This window comes from Amycolatopsis sp. MtRt-6 (assembly GCF_017308975.1).
Classification (GTDB): domain Bacteria; phylum Actinomycetota; class Actinomycetes; order Mycobacteriales; family Pseudonocardiaceae; genus Amycolatopsis.
The window spans coordinates 127,005-151,157 of record NZ_JADWPD010000013.1 but is presented as its reverse complement, the minus strand read 5'-3'; the positions used below and the strand labels follow the sequence as shown (position 1 = coordinate 151,157).

Below are 24,153 nucleotides of genomic sequence, written 5' to 3'. Positions count from 1 at the left end.
CGTCGGGCCGCCCGGGCCCGGCGGCTACCCTGAACGTCGTGCCTTCCCCTGCCACGGACCCAGCCGCCACCCGACGCGTCTCCCTGCTGACCCTGGGCTGCGCCCGCAACGAGGTCGACTCGGAGGAGCTGGCGGGCCGGCTCGCGGCCGGCGGCTGGGAGCTGGCGGCCGATCCCGAGGAGTCCGACGTCGTGGTGGTCAACACCTGCGGCTTCGTCGAATCGGCCAAAAAGGACTCCGTCGACACGCTGCTCGCCGCGTCCGACACGGGCAAGAAGGTCGTCGCCGTCGGCTGCATGGCCGAGCGCTACGGGCACGAGCTCGCCGACAGCCTCCCGGAGGCCGACGCGGTGCTGGGCTTCGACCACTACGCCGACCTCTCGGCCCGGCTCGACGACGTCGTCGCCGGCCGCAAGATCGCTTCGCACACGCCGGGCGACCGCCGCAAGCTGCTGCCGATCAGCCCGGTCGAGCGGCCCGCCGCCGCGGCGGCCGTCGAGGTCCCGGGGCACGCGCAGCACGGCTGGGGCCCGCGGGTGCTGCGCACGCGCCTCGACGACTCGCCGGTGGCCGCGCTGAAGATCGCCTCCGGCTGCGACCGGCGCTGCTCGTTCTGCGCGATCCCGTCGTTCCGCGGCTCGTTCGTCTCGCGGCAGCCCGACGAGGTCGTCGCCGAAGCGATGTGGCTGGCCGAAAACGGCGTCAAGGAGCTGTTCCTGGTCAGCGAGAACTCGACGTCCTACGGCAAGGACTTCGGCCGCGACGGCGCCACCGCGCTGGAGCGGCTGCTGCCGCGCCTGGCGGAGCTCGACGGCATCGAGCGCGTCCGCGTCTCCTACCTGCAGCCGGCCGAGACGCGCCCGCAGCTGGTCAAGGCCATCGCGACCACGCCGGGTGTCGCCGAGTACTTCGACCTTTCCTTCCAGCACTCCAGCGAGCAGGTGCTGCGCCGGATGCGCCGGTTCGGCTCGACCGACTCCTTCCTGGCGCTGTGCGAGCAGATCCGCGAGTACGCGCCCGAGGCGGGCATCCGGACCAACGTGATCGTCGGGTTCCCCGGCGAGACCGAGCACGACCTGAGCGAGCTCGAGCGGTTCCTGACCGGCGCGCGCCTCGACGCCGTGGGCGTCTTCGGCTACTCCGACGAGGACGGCACCGAGGCCGAGACCTTCGACGGCAAGCTCGACCCCGAGGTGGTCGCCGAGCGCGTCACGCGGATCTCCGCGCTGGTCGAGGAGCTGACCGCGCAGCGCGCCGAGGACCGGATCGGCACGTTCGTCGACGTCCTGGTGGAGCTGGACGACGACGGCGAGCTCACCGGCCGCGCTGCGCACCAGGCGCCGGAGGTCGACGGCGAGTGCGTCATCCTCGACGCGCCGGAGAAGACCGAGGTCGGCGACTTCCTGCGCTGCGAGGTCGTCGACTCGGCGGGCGTGGACCTCATCGTCCGCGCGGTACCGGACGCCGACCGGTGAGTGCGCTCCCCAGCGACGCCGCCGACGAGGGCCTGACGCGCGACGCCCCCGCCCAGGTCCCGGAGCCGACCCCGGTCCCGACGCTCAACGTCGCGAACCTCCTGACGCTCTCGCGGCTGGTCCTGGTGCCGCTGTTCGTGATCGCGCTGTTCGTCGGCGACGGCCACGACACGACCTGGCGCGCGATCGCGACCGGGCTGTTCGCGATCGCCTCGGCCACCGACCAGCTCGACGGCTGGGTGGCCCGCAAGTACGGCCTGATCACCGACTTCGGCAAGATCGCCGACCCGATCGCGGACAAGGCGCTCACCGGCGCCGCGCTGGTCGGGCTGAGCGTGCTGGGCGAGCTCGGCTGGTGGGTCACGATCGTCATCGCGGTCCGGGAGATCGGCGTCACACTGCTGCGGTTCTGGGTGATCCGGCACGGCGTGATCCCCGCCAGCCGGGGCGGCAAGGCGAAGACGATGGCGCAGATCGCGGCGATCGTGGCGTACCTGCTGCCGCTGCCGGTCGAGGCGGACCCGGTGCGGTGGGCGCTGATGGGGCTGGCGCTGGTGCTGACCGTGGTGACCGGCGTCGACTACCTCGTCCGCGCGGTGCGGCTGCGGGCAGCCGGGCGCCGGGTCACCGGGAGCTGAAGGTGGACGAGAAAGCCCTGGTCGCGGCCCTGACCGCGCGGGGTGAGACCGTCGCCGCGGCCGAGTCGCTGACCGCCGGGCTGGTCTGCGCCACCCTGGCGCGCGTGCCCGGGGCGAGCGCGGTGCTGCGCGGCGGGCTGGTCGTCTACGCCACCGAGCTGAAGGCGGCCCTGGCCGGCGTCTCTCCGGAGTTGCTGGCCGGGCACGGCGCCGTCCACCCCGAGGTCGCGGCCCAGCTGGCCGAGGGCGCCCGCGACCGCTGCGGCGCCACCTGGGGCCTCGGGCTCACCGGCGTGGCCGGGCCGTCGGCGCAGGACGGCGTCGAACCGGGCACCGTGCACGTCGGGCTTGCCGGGCCGGGAACGCGTACAGTCCGTAGCCTGGCCTTGGCAGGCGATCGCGACTTGATCAGGACCGAGTCGGTCTTGGCCGCGTTTGCCCTGCTCGGGGAACATCTGGCGTGAAACACGCGTTCGCCCTTGGCGTACGTGCACACCAACTCCTGCGCCCGGGGCACCGCTCTGGGTAACGTAGGGGGTACTTGTTCGGAAGGGAGGCGCGTGATGACCGTGCTGTTGCGTGAGGCGATCGGTGATCGGCTCCGTCATGCCCGCACCAACCAGCGTCGTACGCTGCGCGACATCTCCCGCGCCGCCAGGGTCAGCCTCGGCTACCTCTCGGAGGTGGAGCGGGGCCAGAAAGAGGCGTCGAGCGAGCTGCTCGCGTCCATCTGCCAGGCCCTGGACCTTCCGCTCGGCGAGCTGCTGCACAACGTGGCGGCGGACGTTTCGGCCCTCGACAACGTCGAGGTCGCACCGGTCGACGAGCGGATCGTGGAGGGCGCACCCCGGGAGAAGCGGGGCGCCGAGGCGTCGGCCGCCGGCATCGAAGGCGGCCGCCTGATGTCCGAACTGATCGGCAACGACCTCGCCGACCTGCGGGTTTCCCCGGCACCGCGGATGAACACGACGTTGCGCACGACGATCGGCCAGCCCAAGCTGGCCTCCACGATCGCGGCGTAGTCACGGATCGGACACGACGACGGCCCCGGGCAACCCGCCCGGGGCCGTTCGCGTTGCCTACTCGGGGTGATCAGGGCGATCCCTGAATTCCGCCGGGTCGCCTGGAACGGAAGTGGCCGACCTGACACGATGGAACCCGACGCCGGGGTTGGTGCGTTGGACAAGCAGCAGGGGAGCGACGCCCCACACCCCGAGTACCTAGGCCCGTGGGACGCAAGAAGGCAGGCGGAGGAGATGGCCAACCCGTTCGTGAAGTTCTGGAAGTACATGATGGCGGCGTTCTCGTCGAAGATCGACGAGCACGCCGACCCGAAGGTACAGATCCAGCAGGCCATCGAGGAGGCGCAGCGCAACCACCAGGCGCTGACGCAGCAGGCCGCCTCCGTGATCGGCAACCAGCGGCAGCTGGAGATGAAGCTCAACCGGCAGCTCGGCGACGTCGAGAAGCTGCAGGCTTCCACCCGGCAGGCACTCGTCCTCGCGGACGAAGCCCGCAGCAAGGGTGACGAGCAGAAGGCCGTCGAGTTCGAGAACGCCGCGGAGAGCTTCGCGACGCAGCTCGTCACGGCCGAGCAGAACATCGAGGACCTGAAGACGCTGCACGACCAGTCGCTGCAGGCCGCGGCCCAGGCGAAGCAGGCCGTCGAGCGCAACTCGCAGATGCTGCAGCAGAAGCTGGCCGAGCGCACCAAGCTGCTCTCGCAGCTGGAGCAGGCGAAGATGCAGGAGCAGGTCTCCGCCTCGCTCAACCAGATGAGCCAGCTGGCCGCGCCGGGCAACACGCCGTCGCTGGAAGAGGTCCGCGACAAGATCGAGAAGCGCTACACCACGGCTCTCGGCCAGGCGGAGCTCGCCCAGAACTCGGTCCAGGGGCGCATGATGGAGGTCCAGGCCTCCACCACGCAGCTGGCCGGCCACTCGCGGCTCGAGCAGATCCGCTCGTCGATGCGCGGCGAGTCGGTCGCGCAGGTCACCGACGGCGGCAAGACGGCTCAGGCGCCGACCAGCCAGTCCGACATCCAGCGCGAGATCCAGGCGCGCGTGCAGGCCGAGCAGGGCAAGAACCCGGCCTGACGCCGGTAAACCCGTTCGAAGGGGGCGAGCACCATGGCGCAGCAGGGCAGGCGGCGTGACTTCGGCGAGCTGAGCGCGAAGCTGGAGAAGCACATCGAGAAGCTGCCCGACTACGCGGTGCGCGCCCAGGAAAAGCTCCAAAAGGTGCAGAAGTACTTCCCGCCGGCCGACCAGGCCGGCGGGAAGCCCGCACGCCCCAACCCCTTGCAACGGCCGCCGGCCCGGCGGCCCGACATGACGGCCTCGCTGTCGTCCATGGCGAGCCAGGTCCCGGCGTTCGCCGAGGCCAGGGCCAAGTGGGACCGCTGGAACCACCCGGCCGCGAAGCTCGAACGCCGCAAGCGCCGGACGTCCCGCGCCCTGACGCTGTGGATCATCCTGACGATCCTGTGCGGCGTCGTCACCCTGGCAGCCGCGCTGGGCTGGATCAGCCCGACCGGCGTGGCGATGATGCCGCAGGCGATCACGTCGTTCGCCGGAGTCGTCATCTTCGGCACGTTCAGCGTCCGCTCCGGCATGAAGCTGCGCGAACTGAAGCGCACCCCGATCCCGGCGGCCCCGGCCGGACCGCCGCCGCTGCCGCCCGCCCGCTCGGCGGCCCGCGAGCCGATGGAACGGCTCGCCGAGTGCGAAGCCTCGCTGAGCGAGCTGCTGCGCCAGCTTTCGGTGCCGTCCTCGGTGGGCACGCCGCCGGTCTCGGAGGTCTCCGTCGCGGACGCCCGCCAGACGGCGACCGAAGCGGCCGCGGCCCTCCGCGGCCTGGCGGCCCGCATCCAGGCGATCGAGCGCGGCCGCGACTCGGCCCCCGCCCGCGAGCAGGCCGCCCTCGACGCGGCGGTCCGCAAGCTCCGCGAACAGCTCGAAGACGGCCTCGAGGGCTACCGCGGCCTGGTGGCAGCAGCCGGCCACACGGTCGCGGCCGCCGACGACGGCCTGGTCACGTCCAAGCAGGCCCTCACCGACGCCACCGACCGCCTGGCCGGCCTGGCCATGGCCCTCCGCGAGCTCTCCTGACCCGCTCCCGCCGTGACGGAACGGGCATCACGCGTGTTCCAAGCGGCATCTCGCGTGATCCCACGGGCATTACCGTGATGCCCGCCCAGACACGCGTGATGCCTTTCCCGACACGCGTCGGCAGACCGAAATCCGCGAGTTCCGGCTTCGATCACGGCGGATCCGACTTCGATCACGCGGGTTTCGGGTTCCATCACGCGGATTCGGGCTTCGCTGGGCCATTGGGATTTCAAACTCGGCCGTTCGGGTGCCGCCGTCCGGGGGTATCGGCTCGTCGTCACCCGGCGTGCGTGATCGTGCGTTTCACCCTGGCGTCGCGCCCTGTTCACCTCCCGGTGCCGAAACCCGCGCGTAATCGGAAACTGATGGCTACGGAAACGTCCGCGCCCTAACGTTTCTGTCATGCATGCCGAGGTGTCACTCGCCGGGAGGCCCGCCGTGGACTGAGGTTCGACGGCGCCGACCGTACACAGTGGACTTTCTCGACCGCCGAGGAAAGGACGCCCCGTGAACACGCTCCCGCCGGACCCGGACCCCGTGCCGATCACCCCGCCCACCGCCTCCCAGCGCGTCATCGCGGCCTTCGAACGCCTCACCGAAGCCGGCCGTCCCGAACTCTGGACCACCCTCCGCGCCGTCGAAGACGTCCTCGTCGACGCCAAGGCCGTCGACGAACGTGTCAAAGCCGGTGAAGACCTCCCGCTGGCCGGCACGGTCATCGCCGTCCAGGACCTGATCGACGTCGCCGGGCAGCCGTCCGGGCACGCCGTCCCGGAGACCAGCGCCCCGGTCGTCGGCCGGCTCACCGGCGCCGGTGCCGTCGTGCTCGGCAAGACCGGCGCCGCCCCGCTCTCCGGCGCCTGGGACCGCACCAAGGCCGGCGGCAACGGCGCGGCGGTCGCCGTCGCGCTCGGCGTCGTCGACCTGGCGCTGAGCACCGGGGGCGCGGTCCCGGCCGCGCTGAACGCCGTCGCCGCGGTGAAACCGACGCGTGGCCTGCTGCCCGCCGCCGACGACGTCTCCGTGTACGCGAACGGCCTGGTCCCGGCCCACCGCGCGCTCACCCTGATGACCGGCGGCGACCGGACCTGGCCCGCCGACGTCCGCCTCGGCGCGGGCGAGCACCCGCGGATCGCCTACCCCACCGACCTGCCGCTCGGCGAGGCGGCGAGCCTCGCGCTCGCCACCGTCGTCGCCCGGCTGCGGGCGGCAGGTGCCGTGCTCACCCCGATCTCCCTGCCCGAACGCGGTTTCGACGGCTTCGACGCCCTCATCGTGCCGACCGTGCCGGAGCACCCGGGGATCGCCGAAGCACTGGCCGACCCGGCCGGCGTGGGCCACCGCCTGGCGTCCTGCACGGCCTTCGCGAACCTCCTCGACCTGGCCGCGGTCACCGTCCCGGTGCTGCCGGGCGACCGCCGCCCGTTCGGGATCACCTTCCTGACGCGGGCGTTCGAGGACCAGATCGCCCTCGACCTGGCGACCGTCTGCACGGACGAGCCGATGACGCCCTACCCGGAGCCCGGCGAGGACGTCGTCGTGTTCGGCGCGCACCTGCGTGGCCAGCCGCTCAACGCCGACCTCGTCGAGCTCGGCGCCCGCTTCTCCGGGCCGGTCCGGACCACCGAGGGCTACCGGCTGGTGCTCCTGGACACCGAACCCCCGCAGCCGGGTGTCGTCGAGGGCAGCGCCACGCTCGACGGCGAACGCTGGCGCCTGTCCCCGGCCGCGTTCGAACGGTTCGCGGCGACGCTGAAGGAGCCGTTCGTGCTCGACCGCGTCGTGCTGGACGACGGCACCGCACCGCTGGCCGTCCGGTGCCTCGCCGCGGAGGGGCCCGGTCTGGACCGCTACGAGTCGTGGCGTGGGTACGTCCGGTTCGCCTCTACCGCCGGGCCACGAGACCCCGGCTGACGCGGCGCACCAAGCCCGGCCCGTGCAGCGCGAAGCCCGTGTAGAGCTGCACGAGCGACGCGCCGGCGTCGACGAGCCGGATGGCGTCGTCCGGGCCCATGATCCCGCCGACGCCGATGATCGGCAGGCTCCCGCCGGTGTGGTCGTGCACGAAGCGCACGACCTCGGCCGCGCGGGTGGTCAGCGGCCGGCCGGACAGTCCTCCCGCCTGTCCGGCCAGGCCGCTTTCCGCGGCCGCGACGCCGTCGCGTGCCAACGTCGTGTTCGTGGCGATGATCCCGGCGACGCCGTGCTCGAGCGCGACTTCCAGCAGCTCGGCCAGGGCGTCGCCGGTCAGGTCGGGTGCGACCTTCACCAGCACCGGCGTCGGTGTGCCGCCGCCGGCCAGCTCGGCCGACGTCGAACGCAGCTCCCCGAGCAGCTCGGCCAGCGCGGTGCGGTCCTGCAGCTGCCGCAGCCCCGGCGTGTTCGGCGAGCTGACGTTGATCGCGAAGTAGTCCGCGTACGGGTGCAGCGCGCGCAGCGAGAACCGGTAGTCCTCGACGGCGTCCTCGAGCGGCGTCACCTTCGACTTGCCGATGCTGATCCCCAGCGGCACACCCGGTTTCCCGTCGCGGGCGAGCTTCGCCGCGAGCGCCGAAGCGCCGTCGTTGTTGAAGCCCATGCGGTTGATGATCGCGTCGCTGGCGGGCAGGCTGAACAGCCGCGGTTTCGGGTTGCCCGGCTGGGCCAGCCGCGTCACGGTGCCGACCTCGACGAACCCGAAGCCCAGCGCGGCCCACGCCGGCAGCGCGCGGCCGTTCTTGTCCATCCCGGCGGCCAGCCCGACGCGGTTGGGGAACCGCAGGCCCAGCACGGTCGCCGGATCGTCGACGCGGAAGACGCCGGGGACGCCGCGGGGCGCGAGCTTGCCGAGCCGCGCGAGGACGGCGATCGTGCGCTCGTGCACCAGCTCGGGGTCGTGGGAGGACAGCCGGTACAGCGCCGGGCGGACGATCTTGTCGAAGAGCACGCCCCTATGCTGCCAAATCGCCCGGCAGCCGCTACCCGAGCGTCACTCCGGCGTGAAAGCGACCACTAATCGCGGTCCTTCCACTCGTCCTCGAGCATCGCGTAGATCAGCTCGTCGGTCCACTCGCCCTTGACGATCTCGTTCTCCCGCAGGTGCGCCTCCCGGCGCATGCCGAGGCGTTCCATCAGCGCGGCGGACGCGGTGTTCCGGCCGTCGCAGCGGCCGATGATGCGGTGCAGGCCCAGGTCCTCGAAGCCGAGCCGCAGCAGCTCGGTGGCCGCTTCGGCGGCGAGGCCCTTGCCGTGGTGGTCGGGGTGGAAGACGAACCCGATCTCGCCCTGGCGGTGTTCGCTGCTGAGCCACTCGAGGTTCAGGTCGCCGATCAGCTGGCCGGTCGCGGCCAGCTCGACCGCCACGGCCAGGAACTGCCCTTCCTTGGTCAACGTCGAGCTGTGCACGCGCTTCGCGAGCGCGGCGGCCGACTCGGCGCGGCTGCGCGGACCCCAGTACAGGTAGCGGGCGACGTCGGCGCGGGACTGGAAGGAGTTCAACGCGTCGAGGTCGCCGGGCGTGAACGGGCGCAGGATCAGCCGGGCCGTGGTGATCGGGTAGTCGGGCCTGAGCATGCGTCCAGGCTAGCGAGCCTCAGCCGTCCGGGGGACAGGACAGGGAAACGCTGATCGCCGGACGGTCGTCTTGCTACGCCGGGTGGCACGGCCTACTCGAATGAGCGACATAAAGGGACCCCCGGGGCTGCTCTCAAGCGCCGTCAAACGCCTGAGCCCGAGCCGGACTGGTGCTCGGGAACCCCGGGGGCACGGTGACTGCCTGGTATTCGCTATCAGGCACCACGTGAAGCAGGCGATGAGCCGAAGGTGGCTCGGTTGTATCGCTGCTCAAAGTCCTTCACGTGCCATCCGCTAGCGGACAGCCACCTCACGAGTCCTGTTGGAATACAACTTAGGACCACCTCCTTTCTCGTGTACTGCCACGCTAGGTGAAGTCGGCGGTGCCGTGCAACGTCATTTCGTTGATCTCACTCCGCAGACGTGCTTTCCGCCGCTCGTCGAGGAAGGAGGCGTCGACGGCGTTCTCCGCGAGCCGGGCCAGCTCGGCCGTGGTGAGGCCGAGAGTCTCGGCGACGGCGACGTACTCGCCGGTGAGCGTGGCGCCGAACATCGGCGGGTCGTCGGTGTTGAGCGTCACGACGACGCCGTGGTCGAGCATGCGCCGCACCGGGTGCGCCGCGATGTCCGGGACCTGGCCGGTCCGCACGTTCGACGTCGGGCACACCTCGAGCGGGATCCGGTGCGCCGCAAGGTGTTCGAGCAGTGCCGGGTCGGCCGCGCAGCTCGTGCCGTGGCCGATCCGCTCGGCGCCGAGGTCGTGCACCGCGGACCAGATCGTGGCCGGCCCGGTCGTCTCGCCGGCGTGCGGGACGCTGTGCAGCCCGGCTTCCCGCGCCCGCGTGAAGAACGGCTCGAACTGCGCCCGTCCGACGCCGAGTTCCGGGCCGCCGAGCCCGAACGAGACCAGGCCCTCGGGACGTTCGCGCAGCGCGAACACGAGCGTCTCCCGCCCGGCCCGGATGCCCTTTTCGCCCGGAATGTCGAAACACCAGGCCAGTTCCACGCCCAGTTCGGCGGCGCGGGCCCGGCCGGTTTCGAGCCCGGCCAGCAGGTCGTCGCCGGACATGCCGTCGAGCAGGTGGTTGTACGGGGTCACGGTGACTTCGGCGTAGCGGCAGTTGTGCGCGGCGAGGTCCTTCGCCAGCCCCGTGACGAGCGTGTGGATGTCGTGGCGGTCGCGCACGAGCGAGGTGACCGCGAGGTACACGGTGAGGAAGTGGGCGAAGTCGCGGAAGGTGAAGAACTCCGCGAGCTCGCGTTCGCCGGTGGGGACCCCGGCGGCCGGGCGGCGCCGGGCCAGCTCCAGCACGGTCGGCAGGCTCGCCGAGCCGACCAGGTGGACGTGCAGTTCGACCTTGGGCAGGGCGTGCGCGAACGCGCGCAGCGCCTGCCCGGTCAGGATTCCGGGCATGACTGAGCTCCCTGAGTGTTCGGATGAGGTGACGGAAGGAGCGCGCGCGGCTCAGGGAGCGAGGTCGCCGCGTTCGGTGTCGGCTCCGTAGAGCGGGAGCTTGAACGTCGTCACGGGCGCCAGCTTACTGCGCCGGGTACGGTCCTGTCTGGTCCTTCGGGCAGAACCACGTCGGCCGCCGCTGGAGGTCGTGGCCCTGCGTGCGCACCAGGAGCTTGCCGCCGCAGCGGAAGCAGCCCTGGCGGGTGCGCTCGTACACCCAGTTCTTGCGGTTGCGGTCGAGGTGGCCGGTGGTGCTCTGGTCGAAGCGCCCGGCGAGGGCGTTGGCCAGCAACAGCTTGCGGGCCAGCGCGACCGTGCGTCCCGCGTCCACTTCGGACACCGGCGTCCACGGCGTCACCCCGAGCAGGAAGGCTATTTCGCACTTGTAGAGGTTCCCGACGCCGGCCAGCACGCGCTGGTCGAGCAGGGCGAGCCCGAGTTCGCGGGCCGGGTCGGCGGTCAGGTTCGCGGTTGCCTGCTGCCGGTGCTCGTCCGTCCACTGTGGATCCAGCAGGTCGGGGCCGAGGTGCGCGACGAGGTCGTGTTCCTTGCCCGTGGCCACGAGTTTCAGGTCGTGGACGCGGAAGCCGATCACCTGGACGCCGGCCGCGGTGAAGATCACGCGGGCGTGGTGGCCGGGCCGGCGCCACTTCGCGCCGGCCGGGTAGACGTCCCACATCCCGTCCATCATCAGGTGCGAATGCAGCGTCAGGTCGCCGGAGAAGCGGGTGAACAGGTGCTTGCCCACCGTTCCGACGCCGAGCACCGCGCGCCCGGCGAGGTCCACAGTGGCCAGCTGGGGCACGCGGAACTCCCCGCGCAGCAGGGTTTTCCCGGCCAGTGCGCGATCGAACCGCTTCCCGACGAGGAACACGGTGTCACCTTCGGGCACGGCTCACCCCGCGGATTCGGACACCTCGGCCGGGGCCTCGGGGGTTTCCGGGGCCGGGCCCTCGGGCCAGTCCGGCCCCTCGGCCTCCTCACCGGCGATGCGGTGCCGGCCCGCCCGGTTGGAACGCAGGATCTTCGCCAGCACCATGTTGAACGTCAGCGCGATCTCCTGGGCACCCGGCGAGTGCCACTCGTGGATCGGGCTGCACGCGCCCTGGGCCTGCTGCACCGCGAGCCGGTCGGTGATCGCCGTCGGCATCACCAGCGAGCCGAAGTTCTCGCGCAGCTCGGCGATCCGGAACTGGTGCTCGTAGGAGCGCACCCGCAGCTTGTTCACCAGCACGCCGATCGGTCGCAGCTCCGGGTTGAGCTCCTTGCGGATCTTCTCGATCGCCTCCAGGGCGCGGTGCGCGCCGGCCACGGCGTACATCGTCGGCTCGGTGACGATCAGCGCGCTGTCGGCCGCGACCAGCGCCGACTTCGTCAGCCGGCCCAGCGACGGCGGGCAGTCGAGGATCACCAGCTCGTACGGCGTTTCGCGCAGCGGCGTGCGGTGCAGCTCGTCGAGCGCGCGCGAGAAGTTCGCCAGGCGTTCGCTGTCGGCCTCCGGGTCGTTGAGCAGCTCCAGCTCTTCGGCGCCGACGAGGACGTCGACGTCCTCGCTCCAGACGCTCGGGGCGATCGCGGTTTCCAGCATCTCCCGGGTGGGGGTCTCGAGCACGTCCGCGAGGGTGGCGTCGGTGTAGGGCGGGTCGAGCGAGGTGGTGGCGTTGCCCTGCGGGTCGAGGTCGACCACCAGCGTCCGCGTGCCCCTACGCAAGGCGGCGGACGCGATACCGAGAGCGACCGTCGTCTTGCCGACGCCTCCCTTGAGGCTGAGTACGGCGACCGTGTGCACGTTCACCAGCCTACGGGTGCGGGCCGGAGGCGCTGCCGGGCAAGGGCCGTTCACTCGAAGGGAGGAGGCCGGGAGCCGGGCGGGGGCGCGCACTACCCTGTGCGGCATGAAGACGGAGACCGTGGCCGCCCGGGGTTCGGGCGCCGTCCGCCGGGTGCTCGAAGCCGAGATCGAGGCCGCCCGCGCCCGGGGCACCGAGCAGCCCCGCGTCGTCGACGTGGGCGGCGGCAGCGGCGGCTGGGCGGTGCCGTTCGCGGCGGCGGGCTGCCGGGTGACGGTCGTCGAGCCGAGCCCGAACGCGCTGGCCACGCTGCAGCGGCGGGCCGAGGAGGAGGGCGTCTCCGAGCTGATCACGGTGATCGCGGACGACTCCGACGCGCTCGGCCGGTACGTCCCGGCGGGTTCGGCCGACCTGGTCCTGGCGCACGGGCTGCTGGAGATCGTCGACGACCCGGCCGTGGTGCTCACGGCGCTGGCCACGGCGGTCGCGCCCGGCGGCGCGGTGTCGGTGCTGGTGGCGAACCGGCACGCCGCGGTGTTCCACCGCGCGCTCGCGGGCCGGGTCGGCGAGGCGCGGCGGCTGCTCGAGAGCGCCGACGGGGTCATCCCGGGCGACACGGTGCTGCGCCGGTTTTCCGCCGCCGGGCTGCGTGCCGGCCTGGAGGCGGCCGGCCTGGAAGTCACGCTGCTGCAGGGCGATCGGGTGATCTCGGACCTGGTGTCCGGCGACGTCCGTGACGACGAGCTGGCGGAGTTCGAGCAGGTCGCGGCGGGGACGCCGGCGCTGCGGGACGTCGCGGGACGGCTGCACGCGCTGGCACGCCCGGCCTGACCTGGCCTTTCCCCGGTCGTCCGAAACTGGCAGTGACAACTGGGGCTTCGCCCCAGGTCGGGGGCTCCGCCACCCGAACCCCCGAAAAACTGTCGGTGGTGCCCGGTAGCGTCCTCGGCGTGGGACGAAATGCCGAACTGCCGGGCGGAATGGGCCGGTTCCGCGTCCGGCCGGGTGAGCCGGTGCCGGACGACACCGGGTGCGGGCTGCTGCACGTCGACATGGACGCGTTCTTCGTGTCGGTCGAGCTGCGGACCCGGCCCGAGCTGGCGGACAAGCCGGTCGTCGTGTCCGGGGGCGGGCCGCGGGCGGTGGTGGCCGCGGCGAACTACCCGGCGCGGAAGTTCGGCGTGCGCTCGGCCATGCCGTTCTCGACGGCGAAGCGGCTGTGCCCGCACCTGATCAACATCCCGCCGACGTCGGGGCTCTACGGCTCGGTGTCCCGCGGTGTCATGGGCATCTTCCGCGAGCTGACGCCGCTGGTCGAGCCGCTCAGTCTCGATGAGGCGTTCCTGGACGTCAGCGGGGCGTTGCGGCGGCTGGGCGCGACGCCGGCTTCGCTGGGTGCGGAGATCCGCTCGCGGGTCGCGGCCGAGCACGGGATCACCTGCTCGGTGGGGGTGGCGAAGGTCAAGTTCGTTGCGAAGCTGGCTTCGGGCATGGCGAAGCCGGACGGCATGGTCGTGGTGCCGGCGGCGGAGACGCTGGCGTTCCTGCACCCGCTGCCGGTGTCGGCGCTGTGGGGCGTCGGCGCGCGCACCGAGGAGCACCTGCGGCGCCTGGGCCTGGCCACGATCGCCGACGTCGCCGCGTTCCCGCCGGAGCGGCTGAAGAAGTCGTTGGGTGTCGCGGTGGGCGAGCACCTGTACCGGCTCGCGCACGGCGTGGACGAGCGGTCGGTGGTGGTCGATTCGCCGGAGAAGTCGATCGGCGCGGAGCACACCTTCGACGTCGACCTGTACGACCGGGCTTCGCTCGGGTTGGAGCTGCTTCGCTTGTCGGAGCGGGTGGGGGCGACGCTGCGGGAGCGGGGCGTGCGCGGCCGGACGGTGTCGATCAAGGTGCGGTTCGCGGACTTCCGGACGATCACCCGCGCTCGCACGCTGGTCTCGGCGACGGACGTGGCGCGCGAGATCCACGCGGTGGCCGTGGCGCTGCTCACCGAGCACGCGCCGACCGGGGCAGTGCGGCTGATCGGCGTCCGCGTCGAAGGGCTCGACACGGGGGAGGCGGGGGAGCAGCTGGTGTTCGACTCACCGGCCCCGCGCTGGCGGGACGCGGAGGTGGCGGCCGACGTCGCGCGGTCGAAGTTCGGGTCGGCGGCGGTGCGGCCGGCGTCGTTGCTGGGGCCGAAGGAGGGGTGACGGCACGGGCGGTGATGTTCGACCGGGCGGGGTTCCCCCACAACGGCGAGCGGGCGGCAATATGGTCACAATCTGTGACGGTGACCGTCCGCAACGCCCGCCCGGCTTGATTTAGCCCAATTCGATCCCTTCTGGATGCGGGATCGGGTAGTCGTGCGGGCGCGGGCCTCGTATCCTGGACAGTGCCACCCCGCCTGGGGTTGGCTGTTGGGTCCAGGACGTTGCGCGGCCCGGCGCCCGCGACAGCTGTGCCGGAGGAGGAAAGATGCCACTCTCCGAGCATGAGCAGCGGCTGCTCGATCAGATCGAGCGCGAGCTCTATGCCGAGGACCCCAAGTTCGCATCCACGGTGCGTGGCACCCGGTTGCGTCGCCCCGCTCGCCGACGGCGTATTCAGGGCATCGCCCTGTTCGTAGTGGGCGTGGCCCTGCTGGTGCTGGGCGTGGTGGTGCCGCAGTTCCGGGTGGCCGACATCCCGCTGATCAGCGTGCTCGGGTTCCTCGTGATGTTCTTCGGAGTCATGTTGGCCGTCACATCGATTCGGCACGGCGCCGACGGAGACGGCAAGGGCGGTGGGCAAGGACCGGGCGGCAAGCAAGCAGGCCGCCGGAGTTCCTTCACCCAGAGGATGGAAGAGCGCTTCCGCCAGCGCTTCGAGGAGCAGTAGCGCCGCAAGACGACGAGATCCGCGTCCCGCCGAACGGAGGGACGCGGATCTTCTTGTGTGCTCATCCACCCGGCCAACCCTGGCGGGGCGGCAGTGACAGCGGGTGACCCCCACACGGGTGACCTGCGGTCCCCAACTCCCGAACGCTCAGCCCGCGGACCGCGTGACCAACCCCGAACCGGCGTGATCAGGCCCGTAACTCACGTGATCGAGCCCGGAACTCACGTGATTGAGGGGGCATTTCACGTGATTGGAGGGGCATCTCGCGTGTCTGGAGGGGCATCTCGCGTGTCTGGAGGGGCAACACGCGTGTCTGGAGGGGCGACACGCGTGTCTGGAGGGGCATCACGCTGATGCCCGGCTGATCACGCGAGATGCCCCTCCAATCACATGTGATGCCTCTCCAAGCACACGTGATGCCCCTTTGCGCACGGGCCCGTGCGGGGCGGGTGGGTCAGGTGCGGTTGCGGAAGACCGAGCGGGGGAAGAGCTTGCCCTTCCACGAGAGTGGCGCGTTGCGGCGCAGGCTCCGCCGCAGTCCGTCGAAGGCCGGCGGGAGATCCGGCCGAGGCGCGTCGTCCTCGCCGTACCAGGACCGCTCCAGCACGCCGATGACCGTCCGGAGGTCTTCGCGGCCTTCGTCGTCGAGGTGGTGCTTCGCCGCCAGCTTCTGCCCCGCCACGCGGACCGTGTCGCTGCTCGGGATCGGCAACCCGCGGTCCGCGCACTCCGCGCGCAGTTCCGCCCATGCCGCGTCGGCCGCGCCCGGTTGCTGCTGGACGATGCGCTGCAGCCGGCGGCGGCGGACCACCTCGCGGACCATGGCCGGGCCGGCCACCACGAGCAGCAGCACCACGACCAGCACGCCGAGCCACCAGGCCACGGTCGCCGCCAGCAGGCCGAGCGCCGTGATCCACAGCCCCACCGCCAGCAGCGGCAGCCAGCCGGCCAGCGCCCGGGGCCGGGACGGCGTCGCCGTGGGGGCCGGTGCCGGGGCCCGCACGAGCAGCGCGCCCTCGCTCCGGTCACCCGGCGACGGCCCGGACTGCGGAACGGTTTCCCGCGACGCGGATTTCCGCGCGTTCGCGCGCTCGCGGTCGAGCATCCGGCGCAGCAGCGCCGCGACGAACAGCGCCCCCGCGCCCAGCGCGGCGAGCAGCAGGGCGAGGTTGAACAGCCATTCGTCGCTGCCCGGGGCGTCCTTGGGCGTCTGCGACGGGAGGTTCTGCTCGTTGTCGCGCGGGACGCCGGTCGGCGCCGCGCTCGATTGGACCGTGCTCGGCGCCACCTGGGTGTCGTCCGGCTGGTTGCCGTTCTGCGGGCCGGCCTGCAGGTACGGCGGGGTGATGCCGCGGCCGTCGGACAGCGGCGTCGGGTCGAACGTCACCCAGCCCTTGTCGCCGAAGTACGCCTCGACCCACGCGTGCGCGTCCTGGGTGCTGATCGAGAGATAGTCGTTGACCTGCACGCCCGGGGTGAAGCCGATCGCCACCCGCGACGGGATGCCCGCCACCCGCAGCATCACGCCCATCGCCGAGGCGAACTGCTCGCAGAAGCCGCGCTTGCCGTTGAGGATGAAGTCGGCGAGCACGTCGGGCTCTTCCGACGTCGTGGTCTTCGTGTCGTAGACGAACCCGTTCTGCGCCGTGAAGTAGCGCCAGATCGCCGAAGCCCGGTCGAAGTCGTTGGACGCGCCGGCGATCAGCTGCTCGGTCTTCACGCGGACGCGCTCGTCGACCTGGTCGAGCTGCGTGTAGCGCGGCGGCAGGTCATTGACCCGCGGGGTCACGCGCAGCTCCGCGGCCGTCGGTTCCTTCAGCGACGCGTACTCGGTGTACGCCGGCGGCGCTTCGCTGCGAGTCGTGAACACAGTGCCGCTGACCTGGTCGTAGAGGTAGCCGTTGCCGGCGCCGTCGATCACGCGCGGCGCGCCGTACACCGGCAGCCAGTTGTCCCGCCAGCTCGTCGGTTCGACGTCGATGCGGCGCGCGGTGCCGGTGCCGTCGTCACCCGGGGCGGGCGGGAGCTGCGGCCCGACCGGGACGCCCTGCTGCGAGCGGCCTTCGTCGTGCAGGCCCCAGCCTTTGTTGGGGTAATAGGTGTCGAGCGTCATCGCGCGCATCAGGCGCCGGTCGGTGCCGAGGCCGCGGACCTTGAACAGCTCGCGGTTGGCGCCCTGGTCGAGCATGCCGCGCAGCTCGGTGAACGGCTGGATGCCGAAGCCGCCGGAGCCCGAGCCGGCGCCGCTTCCCTTGCCGCCGAACGGCATGCTCCCGACGGTGCCGACCCACGTGATCGCCCCGCCCGTCAGCCCGAGCACGATCGCCGCGCTGACGACCGCGACCGGCGCGGACAGCACGCCCGGCTTGCCGCTGCGCCCCGGTGCCTCCCGGGTGCGCCAGCGCCGGTGCCGGTGGTTGCCGTCGACGGCCAGCAGCCCGGCGAACGCGGCCGCGCCGAGCAGGAACGTCCACCACGGCAGCATTTCGTCGCTCAACGCGGCCGGCACGGCGTAGACGCAGAGCAGCACGAGCCCGGTTGCCGCGGGAGCCGCGGCGGCCACGGCGAGCGTGTCGACGAGGACGGCGACCAGCCCGATCAGGATGGTGACGAGACACAGGATCGGCTGGCTGCCCTCGACGGGCGGCAGCCCGACGCGGATCTGCTCGGCGGCGGCCGTCAGCGTGGCGCCGATCTCGGAAAACGCTTCCGGGCCGGGGATGATCTGCAGGATGCCGTGCGTGGTGAAGGCGCCGGTGATGAGGAAGAGCAGGACGAGCAGCTGCCCGAGGCCGACCAGGATGGTCGGCACCTGCAGCGAGCGGAGCGCCAGCCCGGCGGCACCGATCAGCAGGACGGCGACGAACAGGTAGCCGAACCAGGCCAGCCCGGCGACGACGCTGCTGACGGAGGTCGCCGCGCAGAGGGTGGCGACCCCGGCGGCGACGGGGGCGAGAACGCTGCTGCGCCAGGCGGAAAGCGGACGTTCCGGCCGGGACGCGGGCCGCTCGAACTTGCGCGGCGGTGCGGCGGTGCTCATCGCGGACCCCCGGAGAAGGTGCTGGGGCGGGTGACGGTGCGGCGGGGTGCGGTGCTGGCCGGTGTGCCGTGGCGCGCGCTGCTGCGGCGAGGTGTGGTGCGGGGCGTCGCCGACTCGCCGATCGACCTGCCCTGGCGCGCGCCGCCGTGGCGAGGTTCGGTGCCGTTCATCGCGGGCCACCGATCAGGGTGCCCCGGCGGGCTCCGCTGCGGCACAGCTCGGCCCACACCTGGGGCATCGGTGACCCCGGCCCCGCGACGATCACGCCCCAGCCGGCCGCGCGCAGCAGTGCCGCCGAGTCCTCCGTTGCCGCCGCTCGCTGCTCCGGGGCCGTTACCCCCGCCGACCACGTCGGCGTGTCCAGCAGGACCGCCAGGCTCCTGATCCCGCGTGGGCGGTACTGGGTCAGCTCGTGCACCGCCTCCGTGCTCACCGTGCCGAGCACCGCGATCAGCTCCTGGCCCTCGGCCGGGTCGCCGGCCAGCGTGATGTCGCGCTGGTGCGCCGGCTGCAGCGCCGCCAGCGCGTCGAGCACCACGTGGTCGTAGTGGTCGCCGCCGTCGCCCGGGGTGTCGGCCAGCGTGACGCCGTGCTCGCTCACCAGCCGGACGCGGTGGCCGGACCGGCGCAGGTGCAGCGCGGCCGACGCGGCGAACGACACCGCCCACTCCAGGCTCGCGGCCGGGCCGCTGCCGTGGTGGGCGGCCGCCCGGTGGTCGAGCAGCACCGTCGTGCCGCCGCGCCACGGGCGCTCCTCGACGCGCACCATGATCTCGTCGCGGCGGGCCGTCGAGCGCCAGTGCACCTTCCGCAGGTCGTCGCCCTGGCGGTACTGGCGGACGATCACGTCGGCCTCGCCCTGCCCGGCGTGCAGCCGGACCGTGCCGTCGTCGCCGACGCCGATGCCCGCGCCGCTCGGCAGGCCCCACAGCGGGACCACGCGGGGCACCACGACCAGCCGCGAGTGCCCGATCAGCTCGCGCTCGAACTCGCACAGCCCGAACGGGTCGGTGATCGTCGCGCGCAGCGGGCCGACCTGCTGGATCCCGCGCAGCACCGGCTGCAGCGGGTAGCGCAGGGCGACGCGCCGGTCGTGCGGAAGCCGTTCGACGACGAACCGCGGCCGCGAGCCCAGCGCGTACGGCACGCCGTCTTCGAGGAGGATCTCGCCGGCGGGCAGCCGCCCGCTGCGCCACAGCTCCAGCTGCACCTCGCCGTTGCCGCCGACCGCGACCCGTTGCGGGCGCAGCGCGCGGGTGGCGCCGATGCGCAGCCGGGTCGCCGAGATGAAGACGGCGACCAGCAGCGGCAGCGCCACCACGAAGATCGCGACCCGCAGCAGATCGCGCTCGTCGAGCACGAACGAGCACACCGCGGCGGCGATCCCCGCGGCCAGGAGGCAGCGGCCGCGGGTGGTCAGGCCGGACAGGGCACGCAGCATGCCGTTCTCTTCCCCTTCGGCGGAAAGCTAGGGCCGGGTGCCCTGCGGCACCGGCACCCGGTGCAGCACCGCGCGCACGACGTCGGTGGCCGACCGGCGGGCGGCGTGGGCCTCCGTGGTCAGCACCAGGCGGTGCGCGAGGACCGGGACCGCCACCGTGTGCAGGTCGTCCGGCACGACGTAGTCGCGGCCCGACAGCGCGGCCTGCGCCCGCGCCGCGCGGACCAGGTGCAGCGTGGCCCGCGGGGACGCGCCGAGCCGGATCTCCGGGACGCCCCGGGTGGCGGCGACGACGTCGACGGCGTAGCGGCGGACCTCCGGCGCGATGTGCACGCCGCGGACCGTCTCGATCAGCCGGTGCACGGTCTCGCCGTCGGACACCGGCTGCAGGTCTTCGAGGGGGTTGTGGCCGGCGTGCTCGTCGACCATGGCCAGCTCGGCCTGCTGGTCGGGGTAGCCGATGGAGACGCGGGCGGTGAACCGGTCGCGCTGGGCCTCGGGGAGGGCGTAGGTGCCTTCCATCTCGATCGGGTTCTGGGTCGCGATGACCATGAACGGCTGCTCGAGGCGGTACGTCGAGGTGTCGACGGTGACCTGGTGCTCTTCCATGCACTCCAGCAGCGCGGACTGCGTCTTCGGCGAGGCGCGGTTGATCTCGTCGCCCACCACGATGTTCGCGAACACCGGGCCGGGGCGGAAGTCGAACTCGCCGGACTGGCGGTTGTAGATGGAGACGCCGGTGACGTCGCTCGGCAGCAGGTCGGGGGTGAACTGGATGCGGCTGACCGTGCAGTCGATCGACCGGGCGAGGGCCTTGGCCAGCGACGTCTTCCCGACGCCGGGCACGTCTTCGACCAGCAGGTGGCCCTCGGCGAGCAGGGTGACCAGCGCGATCCGGATGACGTCGGGCTTGCCGACCAGCACGCGCTCCACGTTCGCGGCGATCCGGCGCGCGGTGTCGTGCAGTTCGTCCAGCGGCACTCTGCCGGGGTGACCGTGGACCCGGCCGTTGCCCGCGGGCTCCGCCGGGTAAGGCGGCCGCCCGGATGCCTGCTCGCCCGATCCGGGCGCGGCAGACTGGATTCTCGACGTCACTCGACCTCCTGGTGGCGCATGGCCGCGCGCATTGTGCGCACCGCCGGGCCGAACGGCCCCCTCGCTGCTGTCCGCGCGCAGCGACCAGCCTTCCACCCAGTGTGTCAAACCCGGGCGAACCGGGGGCTGGAACCCCGCGATGACGCTGCGCAAGCAGGGACGATACCTCGAAAGGGTGAGTCTTCACCCGATTCTGGGTGCTCCCGCTGACGCCCTGCTCTGTCGTATGCTGCGGTTCGAGGTCGCCCGGCTACGGAGAGGCGTAACCGCTTATGAGCGAGCTGCGAACCCAGCTGCCGTTCGACGTGCGCGGTTTCGCGGTCGCGCCCGAGCTGGCCACGGACGCCTACGCGAAGCTCGGCCAGCTGCAGGACGTCGTGGGCGAGATGGTCCGCGAGGCCAAGGTGCTGGGGCGGAGCGTGCCGCTGGGCGGCGGGTACGCGGGCGAGATCGGCGAGTTCATGGCGGAGTACGGCATCGGCGGGCAGGGCTCGGCGGTGCAGCAGCTGACCGCGTTCGGCAAGGAGCTGGAGACGCTCAAGCGGCGGATCGGCGACGCGCTGGCGAAGTACCAGCACGCGGACGAGCAGGCGGCCGAAGGCGTGGACTGCACCGGTGGGTGAGCTGGTGCGTGCCGAGCGGACGGCCTCGCGAAGCCGCGCGGTGGGGGAGCCGGCAGTGCCGCGATCCCTCGGGTCGCCGACGCGGGGTCTTCTCCTCGCACCCTCCCTCCTTGTTCTTGCCGCGTGCGGGCAGCAGAGCACCCCGCCGGCCGCCGTCGGGCACACCTCCGCGCAGGCCTCCGCTCCCGCCTTGCCACCGCCGTCCGCTTCGCCCACCGGCCTCGCCGACCTCTGCACCCTGCTGTCCCCGCAGGACCGCTCGACCGCCGGCATCACCGTGCTCGGCAAGTCCAAGGACATCGCCGGCGCGCGGGCCTGCGACTGGACCGTGCCCGGCACCTTCGGCGTCACCGTCACCTTCGACGAAAAACACGGCCTCGCCGACCTCGACGTCACCAAGAAGAACGTCACCAAGACGACGGTCGGCACCCACCCGGCGCTGAAGGTCGCCGACAAGAAGGCCGCCGACGGCACCTGCGCCGTGCTGCTCGGCGTCGGCGACGGCGCCAGCCTGCAGATCGACGTCAGCAACTCCGGCTTCTCGGACACCCCGCTCGCGTGCCGTCGCGCGGGCACGGTGGCCGAGCTCGTCGAACCCAAGCTGCCCTGACCAGGAGGTGCGCCGTGCCCGAACCACCCGTGCCCACCGCGCGGTACGAGGCCTACAGCCACGAAGCGATGGCCGCGGAGGTCGAGCGCGGCAACGACCCGGTCGCCGCGGGCGAGGCGGGCGCGCGCTGGGACGGGCTGGCGAAACGGCTGCAGGAGTCCACCGCCGATGTCGCCGCGCTGGTCGCCTCGTCCGACGAGCACTGGCGTGGCCAGGCGGGGGACGCGGCGCGCGCGGCGCTGGGCCGGGCCGCGCAGTGGCTGTCGCACTCCGCCGCCGTCTCGGCGTCGGTCGGGCAGGCGGTCGGCGCGCAGGCGGAGGCCGCGGCGCGGGCGCGGGCCGACATGCCGCCGCCGGTGACCTACGACCCGGCGGCGATGATCCGCGACGCCGCGTCCAGCGGGAACGTGTTCGTCCTGGCCGGGCTGGCCGCGGAGATGGCCGTCCGCCGCGCCGAAGCCGAGGCCGCGCGGCAGAAGGCGATCGACGTCCTCCGGACGCGGGACACCGCGCTGCGCGGGCACGTGCCGGCCGAGACGTTCCCCGCCCCGCCGGCGCTGGGGCGGGCTTGATCCGGGTTTCGGCGTCGGCGTTCGACATCCTCTGGACCGACCTCGGCCACGACCGCCCGCCGGAACCGCTGAGCGTCCGCAGCGTCGGCGTGACCGATGCCGAGCGCGCCGAGGTGCGCAAGGCCGTCTACGACAACCTGGCTTCGCGGGGCCTCTATGACGGGTCCCGGCTGGAGCCGGCGCTGGCGTCGCGGCTGGAACTGCTCGCGGACGCGGACGTGTTCGTCGCGTGCGAAGCGCTGGCCGACATGACGGCGGCGACGCCGTTCCGCGCGGTGACCGCGGCCCGCGGCCGCCGCGGGGTGCTGGCGACCCAGCCGGAGCAGACGATCGGCCTCGACTCCATCCACGAGGGAGAGCTGGGCACGGCGATCGTCGACGTCCTGCCGGAGCTGTCGGCCGGCCCCGGCTACGGCATCAGCCTCCCGGCGTCGACGCTCTCGGGGTCGCCGGACGCCGCGTCGGGGACGACGGCGGCGCAGCTCGAAGAGGTCCGGGCGATCCAGGCGCGGCCGGTGTACGCGGCGGGGCAGTTCAGCGTGAGCCGCCGGTCGGGGTCGGGGCAGTTGGCGCGCGTCGGTGGCTTGACGTGGTTCGACACCGACGTCGGCGCGTACTGCGCGACGAAGACCCCGGGCCGGGGTGGGCAGGAGTGGGTGACGGTCAGCCCGGTCGACAGCACCCGCCTCGCGGCCCGCGTCACGGCCCTCCTCACCCCGGAAGACTGAGCCCCGAGAGGCATCACGTGTGTCCGGAAGGGCATCTCGCGTGATTGAGGGGGCATCTCGCGTGATTGGAGAGGCATCACGCGTGATGGGGAGGTCGACACGGCTCGGCCGGGTGATGCCCCGCGAATCACGGGTGATGCCCCGCGAATCACGCGTGATGCCCCCTCAATCACGGGTGATGCCCGGCTGGGCACGGGCTCCCCGCTGGGCTCCACCTTGGTTCCCCACTCCGGCCCACATTGGTTCCCCACTTCGGGCCACCTTCGGCCCCACCTCGGAGCGGGAGGGTTCTTTCGCGGCCGTTATGCGGACGCTTGGGCTACAGCTGAGGTTGCTCCGGCCCCCGGTGCGGGGGATCTTGGCCACCGTCCCCCACCACGCCCCCCACCAGGCCCCACGCGGCTGACCTGCGCAAACGGAACACACGACGGAGTGGTCTGCCCTTTTGTCGCGTTGACTGTGGTGAAAAGTGGGGTACGGTGGTGGCCAGTGGGGCGGAAGGGAAGCCCCGTGGCCGTCCGGGGTGGTTCGCCACCGTGGACGGTAGGGAGGTGGAGGCCGTGTTCCTCGGCACCCACACCCCGAAGCTGGACGACAAAGGGCGGCTCGCGCTGCCTGCGAAGTTCCGTGACGCCTTGGCGGGTGGGCTGATGGTCACCAAGGGGCAGGACCACTGCCTCTTCGTCTTCCCCCGCGCCGAGTTCGAGCAGATGGCGCGCAAGGTCGCCGAGGCCCCGTTCACGAACGAGGCGGTTCGGGCCTACCAGCGCTACCTGTTCGCCGGCACGGACGAGCAACGTCCGGACGGCCAGGGGCGCATCACCATCGCGCCCGAGCTCCGCCGCTACGCGGGGCTCAGCAAGGAGTGCGTGGTGATCGGGGCGATCACCAGGCTGGAAATCTGGGACGCCCAAGCGTGGCAGGCGTACCTGGAGGAGCACGAAGACAGCTACGCGAAGGCTCGAGAGGAAGTACTGCCGGGCGTCTTCTAGGCGTGCGGTCGCGGTGCACCTTCGTCGTCGGGGGACGAAGAGGTTCGCCGCCCGCGCGAGGAGGGGAAGCCCACCCGGATGCCGTGAGGCCTCTGTCCGCTCAACAGCCCTGGTGCACCTTCCCCGGTACCAGGTCCGCAGCGGGCGGACAGGGACCTGACGGCATCCG

23 protein-coding genes are annotated in these 24,153 nt (G+C 72.4%); 15 read left to right on the top strand and 8 right to left on the bottom strand.

Features of this window, described 5'->3' with window-relative positions:
* Positions 1-38: 38 nt before the first annotated feature.
* The 7 genes from rimO to I4Q55_RS22830 all read left to right on the top strand — a co-directional run bounded on the left by rimO (position 39) and on the right by I4Q55_RS22830 (position 7,137).
* A complete protein-coding gene (gene rimO / locus I4Q55_RS22860; RefSeq protein WP_206790389.1) occupies positions 39-1,475 on the top strand; it encodes a 30S ribosomal protein S12 methylthiotransferase RimO in 1,437 nt (478 codons plus the stop codon).
* Positions 1,472-2,113, top strand: coding sequence for a CDP-diacylglycerol--glycerol-3-phosphate 3-phosphatidyltransferase (gene pgsA, locus I4Q55_RS22855; protein WP_206790387.1), 642 nt, complete (start codon positions 1,472-1,474; stop codon positions 2,111-2,113). The genes rimO and pgsA overlap by 4 nt, the downstream gene beginning before the upstream one ends.
* 2 nt (positions 2,114-2,115) lie before the next feature.
* Positions 2,116-2,577, top strand: coding sequence for a CinA family protein (locus I4Q55_RS22850; protein WP_206790386.1), 462 nt, complete (start codon positions 2,116-2,118; stop codon positions 2,575-2,577).
* Between the two features lie 99 nt (positions 2,578-2,676).
* Positions 2,677-3,135 carry a helix-turn-helix domain-containing protein gene (locus tag I4Q55_RS22845; protein WP_043785204.1) on the top strand — a complete coding sequence of 153 codons (459 nt, stop codon included), beginning with the start codon at positions 2,677-2,679 and terminating at the stop codon, positions 3,133-3,135.
* Positions 3,136-3,369: 234 nt separating this feature from the next.
* A complete protein-coding gene (locus tag I4Q55_RS22840) occupies positions 3,370-4,209 on the top strand; it encodes a PspA/IM30 family protein (protein ID WP_206790384.1) in 840 nt (279 codons plus the stop codon).
* 33 nt (positions 4,210-4,242) lie between these two features.
* On the top strand, positions 4,243-5,223 hold the full coding sequence (locus tag I4Q55_RS22835) for a hypothetical protein (protein ID WP_206790382.1): 981 nt from the start codon (positions 4,243-4,245) through the stop codon (positions 5,221-5,223).
* 507 nt (positions 5,224-5,730) lie between these two features.
* A complete protein-coding gene (locus I4Q55_RS22830) occupies positions 5,731-7,137 on the top strand; it encodes an amidase family protein (protein WP_206790381.1) in 1,407 nt (468 codons plus the stop codon).
* Here the strand turns inward: I4Q55_RS22830 and I4Q55_RS22825 are convergent.
* The 5 genes from I4Q55_RS22825 to I4Q55_RS22805 all read right to left on the bottom strand — a co-directional run bounded on the left by I4Q55_RS22825 (position 7,109) and on the right by I4Q55_RS22805 (position 12,020).
* Positions 7,109-8,149: a quinone-dependent dihydroorotate dehydrogenase gene (locus I4Q55_RS22825; RefSeq protein ID WP_206790379.1), complete on the bottom strand. Its 1,041-nt coding sequence runs from the start codon at positions 8,147-8,149 to the stop codon at positions 7,109-7,111. The two genes, I4Q55_RS22830 and I4Q55_RS22825, sit on opposite strands and share 29 nt — an antisense overlap.
* A 65-nt stretch (positions 8,150-8,214) precedes the next feature.
* The gene (locus I4Q55_RS22820; RefSeq protein WP_206790378.1) at positions 8,215-8,775 is read right to left on the bottom strand and encodes a GNAT family N-acetyltransferase; all 561 of its coding nucleotides are present in this window, start codon (positions 8,773-8,775) and stop codon (positions 8,215-8,217) included.
* Between the two features lie 367 nt (positions 8,776-9,142).
* Positions 9,143-10,189: an adenosine deaminase gene (gene add, locus I4Q55_RS22815; protein ID WP_206790377.1), complete on the bottom strand. Its 1,047-nt coding sequence runs from the start codon at positions 10,187-10,189 to the stop codon at positions 9,143-9,145.
* A gap of 124 nt (positions 10,190-10,313) precedes the next feature.
* Positions 10,314-11,123 carry a DNA-formamidopyrimidine glycosylase family protein gene (locus I4Q55_RS22810; RefSeq protein ID WP_206790376.1) on the bottom strand — a complete coding sequence of 270 codons (810 nt, stop codon included), beginning with the start codon at positions 11,121-11,123 and terminating at the stop codon, positions 10,314-10,316.
* A gap of 3 nt (positions 11,124-11,126) precedes the next feature.
* The gene (locus I4Q55_RS22805; protein ID WP_206790375.1) at positions 11,127-12,020 is read right to left on the bottom strand and encodes a ParA family protein; all 894 of its coding nucleotides are present in this window, start codon (positions 12,018-12,020) and stop codon (positions 11,127-11,129) included.
* Positions 12,021-12,126: 106 nt separating this feature from the next.
* Here I4Q55_RS22805 and I4Q55_RS22800 point away from each other — a divergent pair, with 106 nt between their 5' ends.
* The 3 genes from I4Q55_RS22800 to I4Q55_RS22790 all read left to right on the top strand — a co-directional run bounded on the left by I4Q55_RS22800 (position 12,127) and on the right by I4Q55_RS22790 (position 14,883).
* Complete coding sequence (locus tag I4Q55_RS22800) at positions 12,127-12,852, top strand: methyltransferase domain-containing protein (RefSeq protein WP_206790374.1); 726 nt, start codon at positions 12,127-12,129, stop codon at positions 12,850-12,852.
* A 149-nt stretch (positions 12,853-13,001) separates the two neighbouring features.
* Positions 13,002-14,216, top strand: coding sequence for a DNA polymerase IV (dinB, locus tag I4Q55_RS22795; protein ID WP_206790534.1), 1,215 nt, complete (start codon positions 13,002-13,004; stop codon positions 14,214-14,216).
* Between the two features lie 265 nt (positions 14,217-14,481).
* Entirely contained in the window at positions 14,482-14,883 is a 402-nt protein-coding gene (locus I4Q55_RS22790) for a DUF3040 domain-containing protein (RefSeq protein ID WP_206790373.1), read from the top strand.
* A 454-nt stretch (positions 14,884-15,337) separates the two neighbouring features.
* Here I4Q55_RS22790 and I4Q55_RS22785 read toward each other — a convergent pair whose 3' ends face one another.
* From I4Q55_RS22785 to I4Q55_RS22775, 3 genes are all read right to left on the bottom strand, one after another.
* Positions 15,338-17,923 (bottom strand): DUF3488 and transglutaminase-like domain-containing protein, encoded by a 2,586-nt coding sequence (locus I4Q55_RS22785; RefSeq protein WP_206790372.1) that lies wholly within the window; start codon positions 17,921-17,923, stop codon positions 15,338-15,340.
* A gap of 166 nt (positions 17,924-18,089) precedes the next feature.
* Positions 18,090-19,364 (bottom strand): DUF58 domain-containing protein, encoded by a 1,275-nt coding sequence (locus I4Q55_RS22780; protein ID WP_206790371.1) that lies wholly within the window; start codon positions 19,362-19,364, stop codon positions 18,090-18,092.
* 27 nt (positions 19,365-19,391) lie between these two features.
* On the bottom strand, positions 19,392-20,459 hold the full coding sequence (locus I4Q55_RS22775) for a MoxR family ATPase (RefSeq protein WP_206790369.1): 1,068 nt from the start codon (positions 20,457-20,459) through the stop codon (positions 19,392-19,394).
* A 272-nt stretch (positions 20,460-20,731) separates the two neighbouring features.
* Between I4Q55_RS22775 and I4Q55_RS22770 the strand changes: the two genes are divergently transcribed.
* From I4Q55_RS22770 to mraZ, 5 genes are all read left to right on the top strand, one after another.
* Complete coding sequence (locus I4Q55_RS22770; RefSeq protein WP_206790367.1) at positions 20,732-21,082, top strand: hypothetical protein; 351 nt, start codon at positions 20,732-20,734, stop codon at positions 21,080-21,082.
* A 55-nt stretch (positions 21,083-21,137) separates the two neighbouring features.
* Entirely contained in the window at positions 21,138-21,692 is a 555-nt protein-coding gene (locus tag I4Q55_RS22765) for a DUF3558 family protein (RefSeq protein ID WP_206790365.1), read from the top strand.
* Positions 21,693-21,706: 14 nt separating this feature from the next.
* A complete protein-coding gene (locus I4Q55_RS22760) occupies positions 21,707-22,264 on the top strand; it encodes a PPE domain-containing protein (RefSeq protein WP_206790363.1) in 558 nt (185 codons plus the stop codon).
* Entirely contained in the window at positions 22,261-22,992 is a 732-nt protein-coding gene (locus tag I4Q55_RS22755; RefSeq protein ID WP_206790360.1) for an ESX secretion-associated protein EspG, read from the top strand. The genes I4Q55_RS22760 and I4Q55_RS22755 overlap by 4 nt, the downstream gene beginning before the upstream one ends.
* Before the next feature lie 560 nt (positions 22,993-23,552).
* Positions 23,553-23,984, top strand: a complete 432-nt coding sequence (gene mraZ, locus I4Q55_RS22750) for a division/cell wall cluster transcriptional repressor MraZ (protein WP_004561064.1) — start codon at positions 23,553-23,555, stop codon at positions 23,982-23,984.
* The last annotated feature ends 169 nt before the right edge of the window (positions 23,985-24,153 follow it).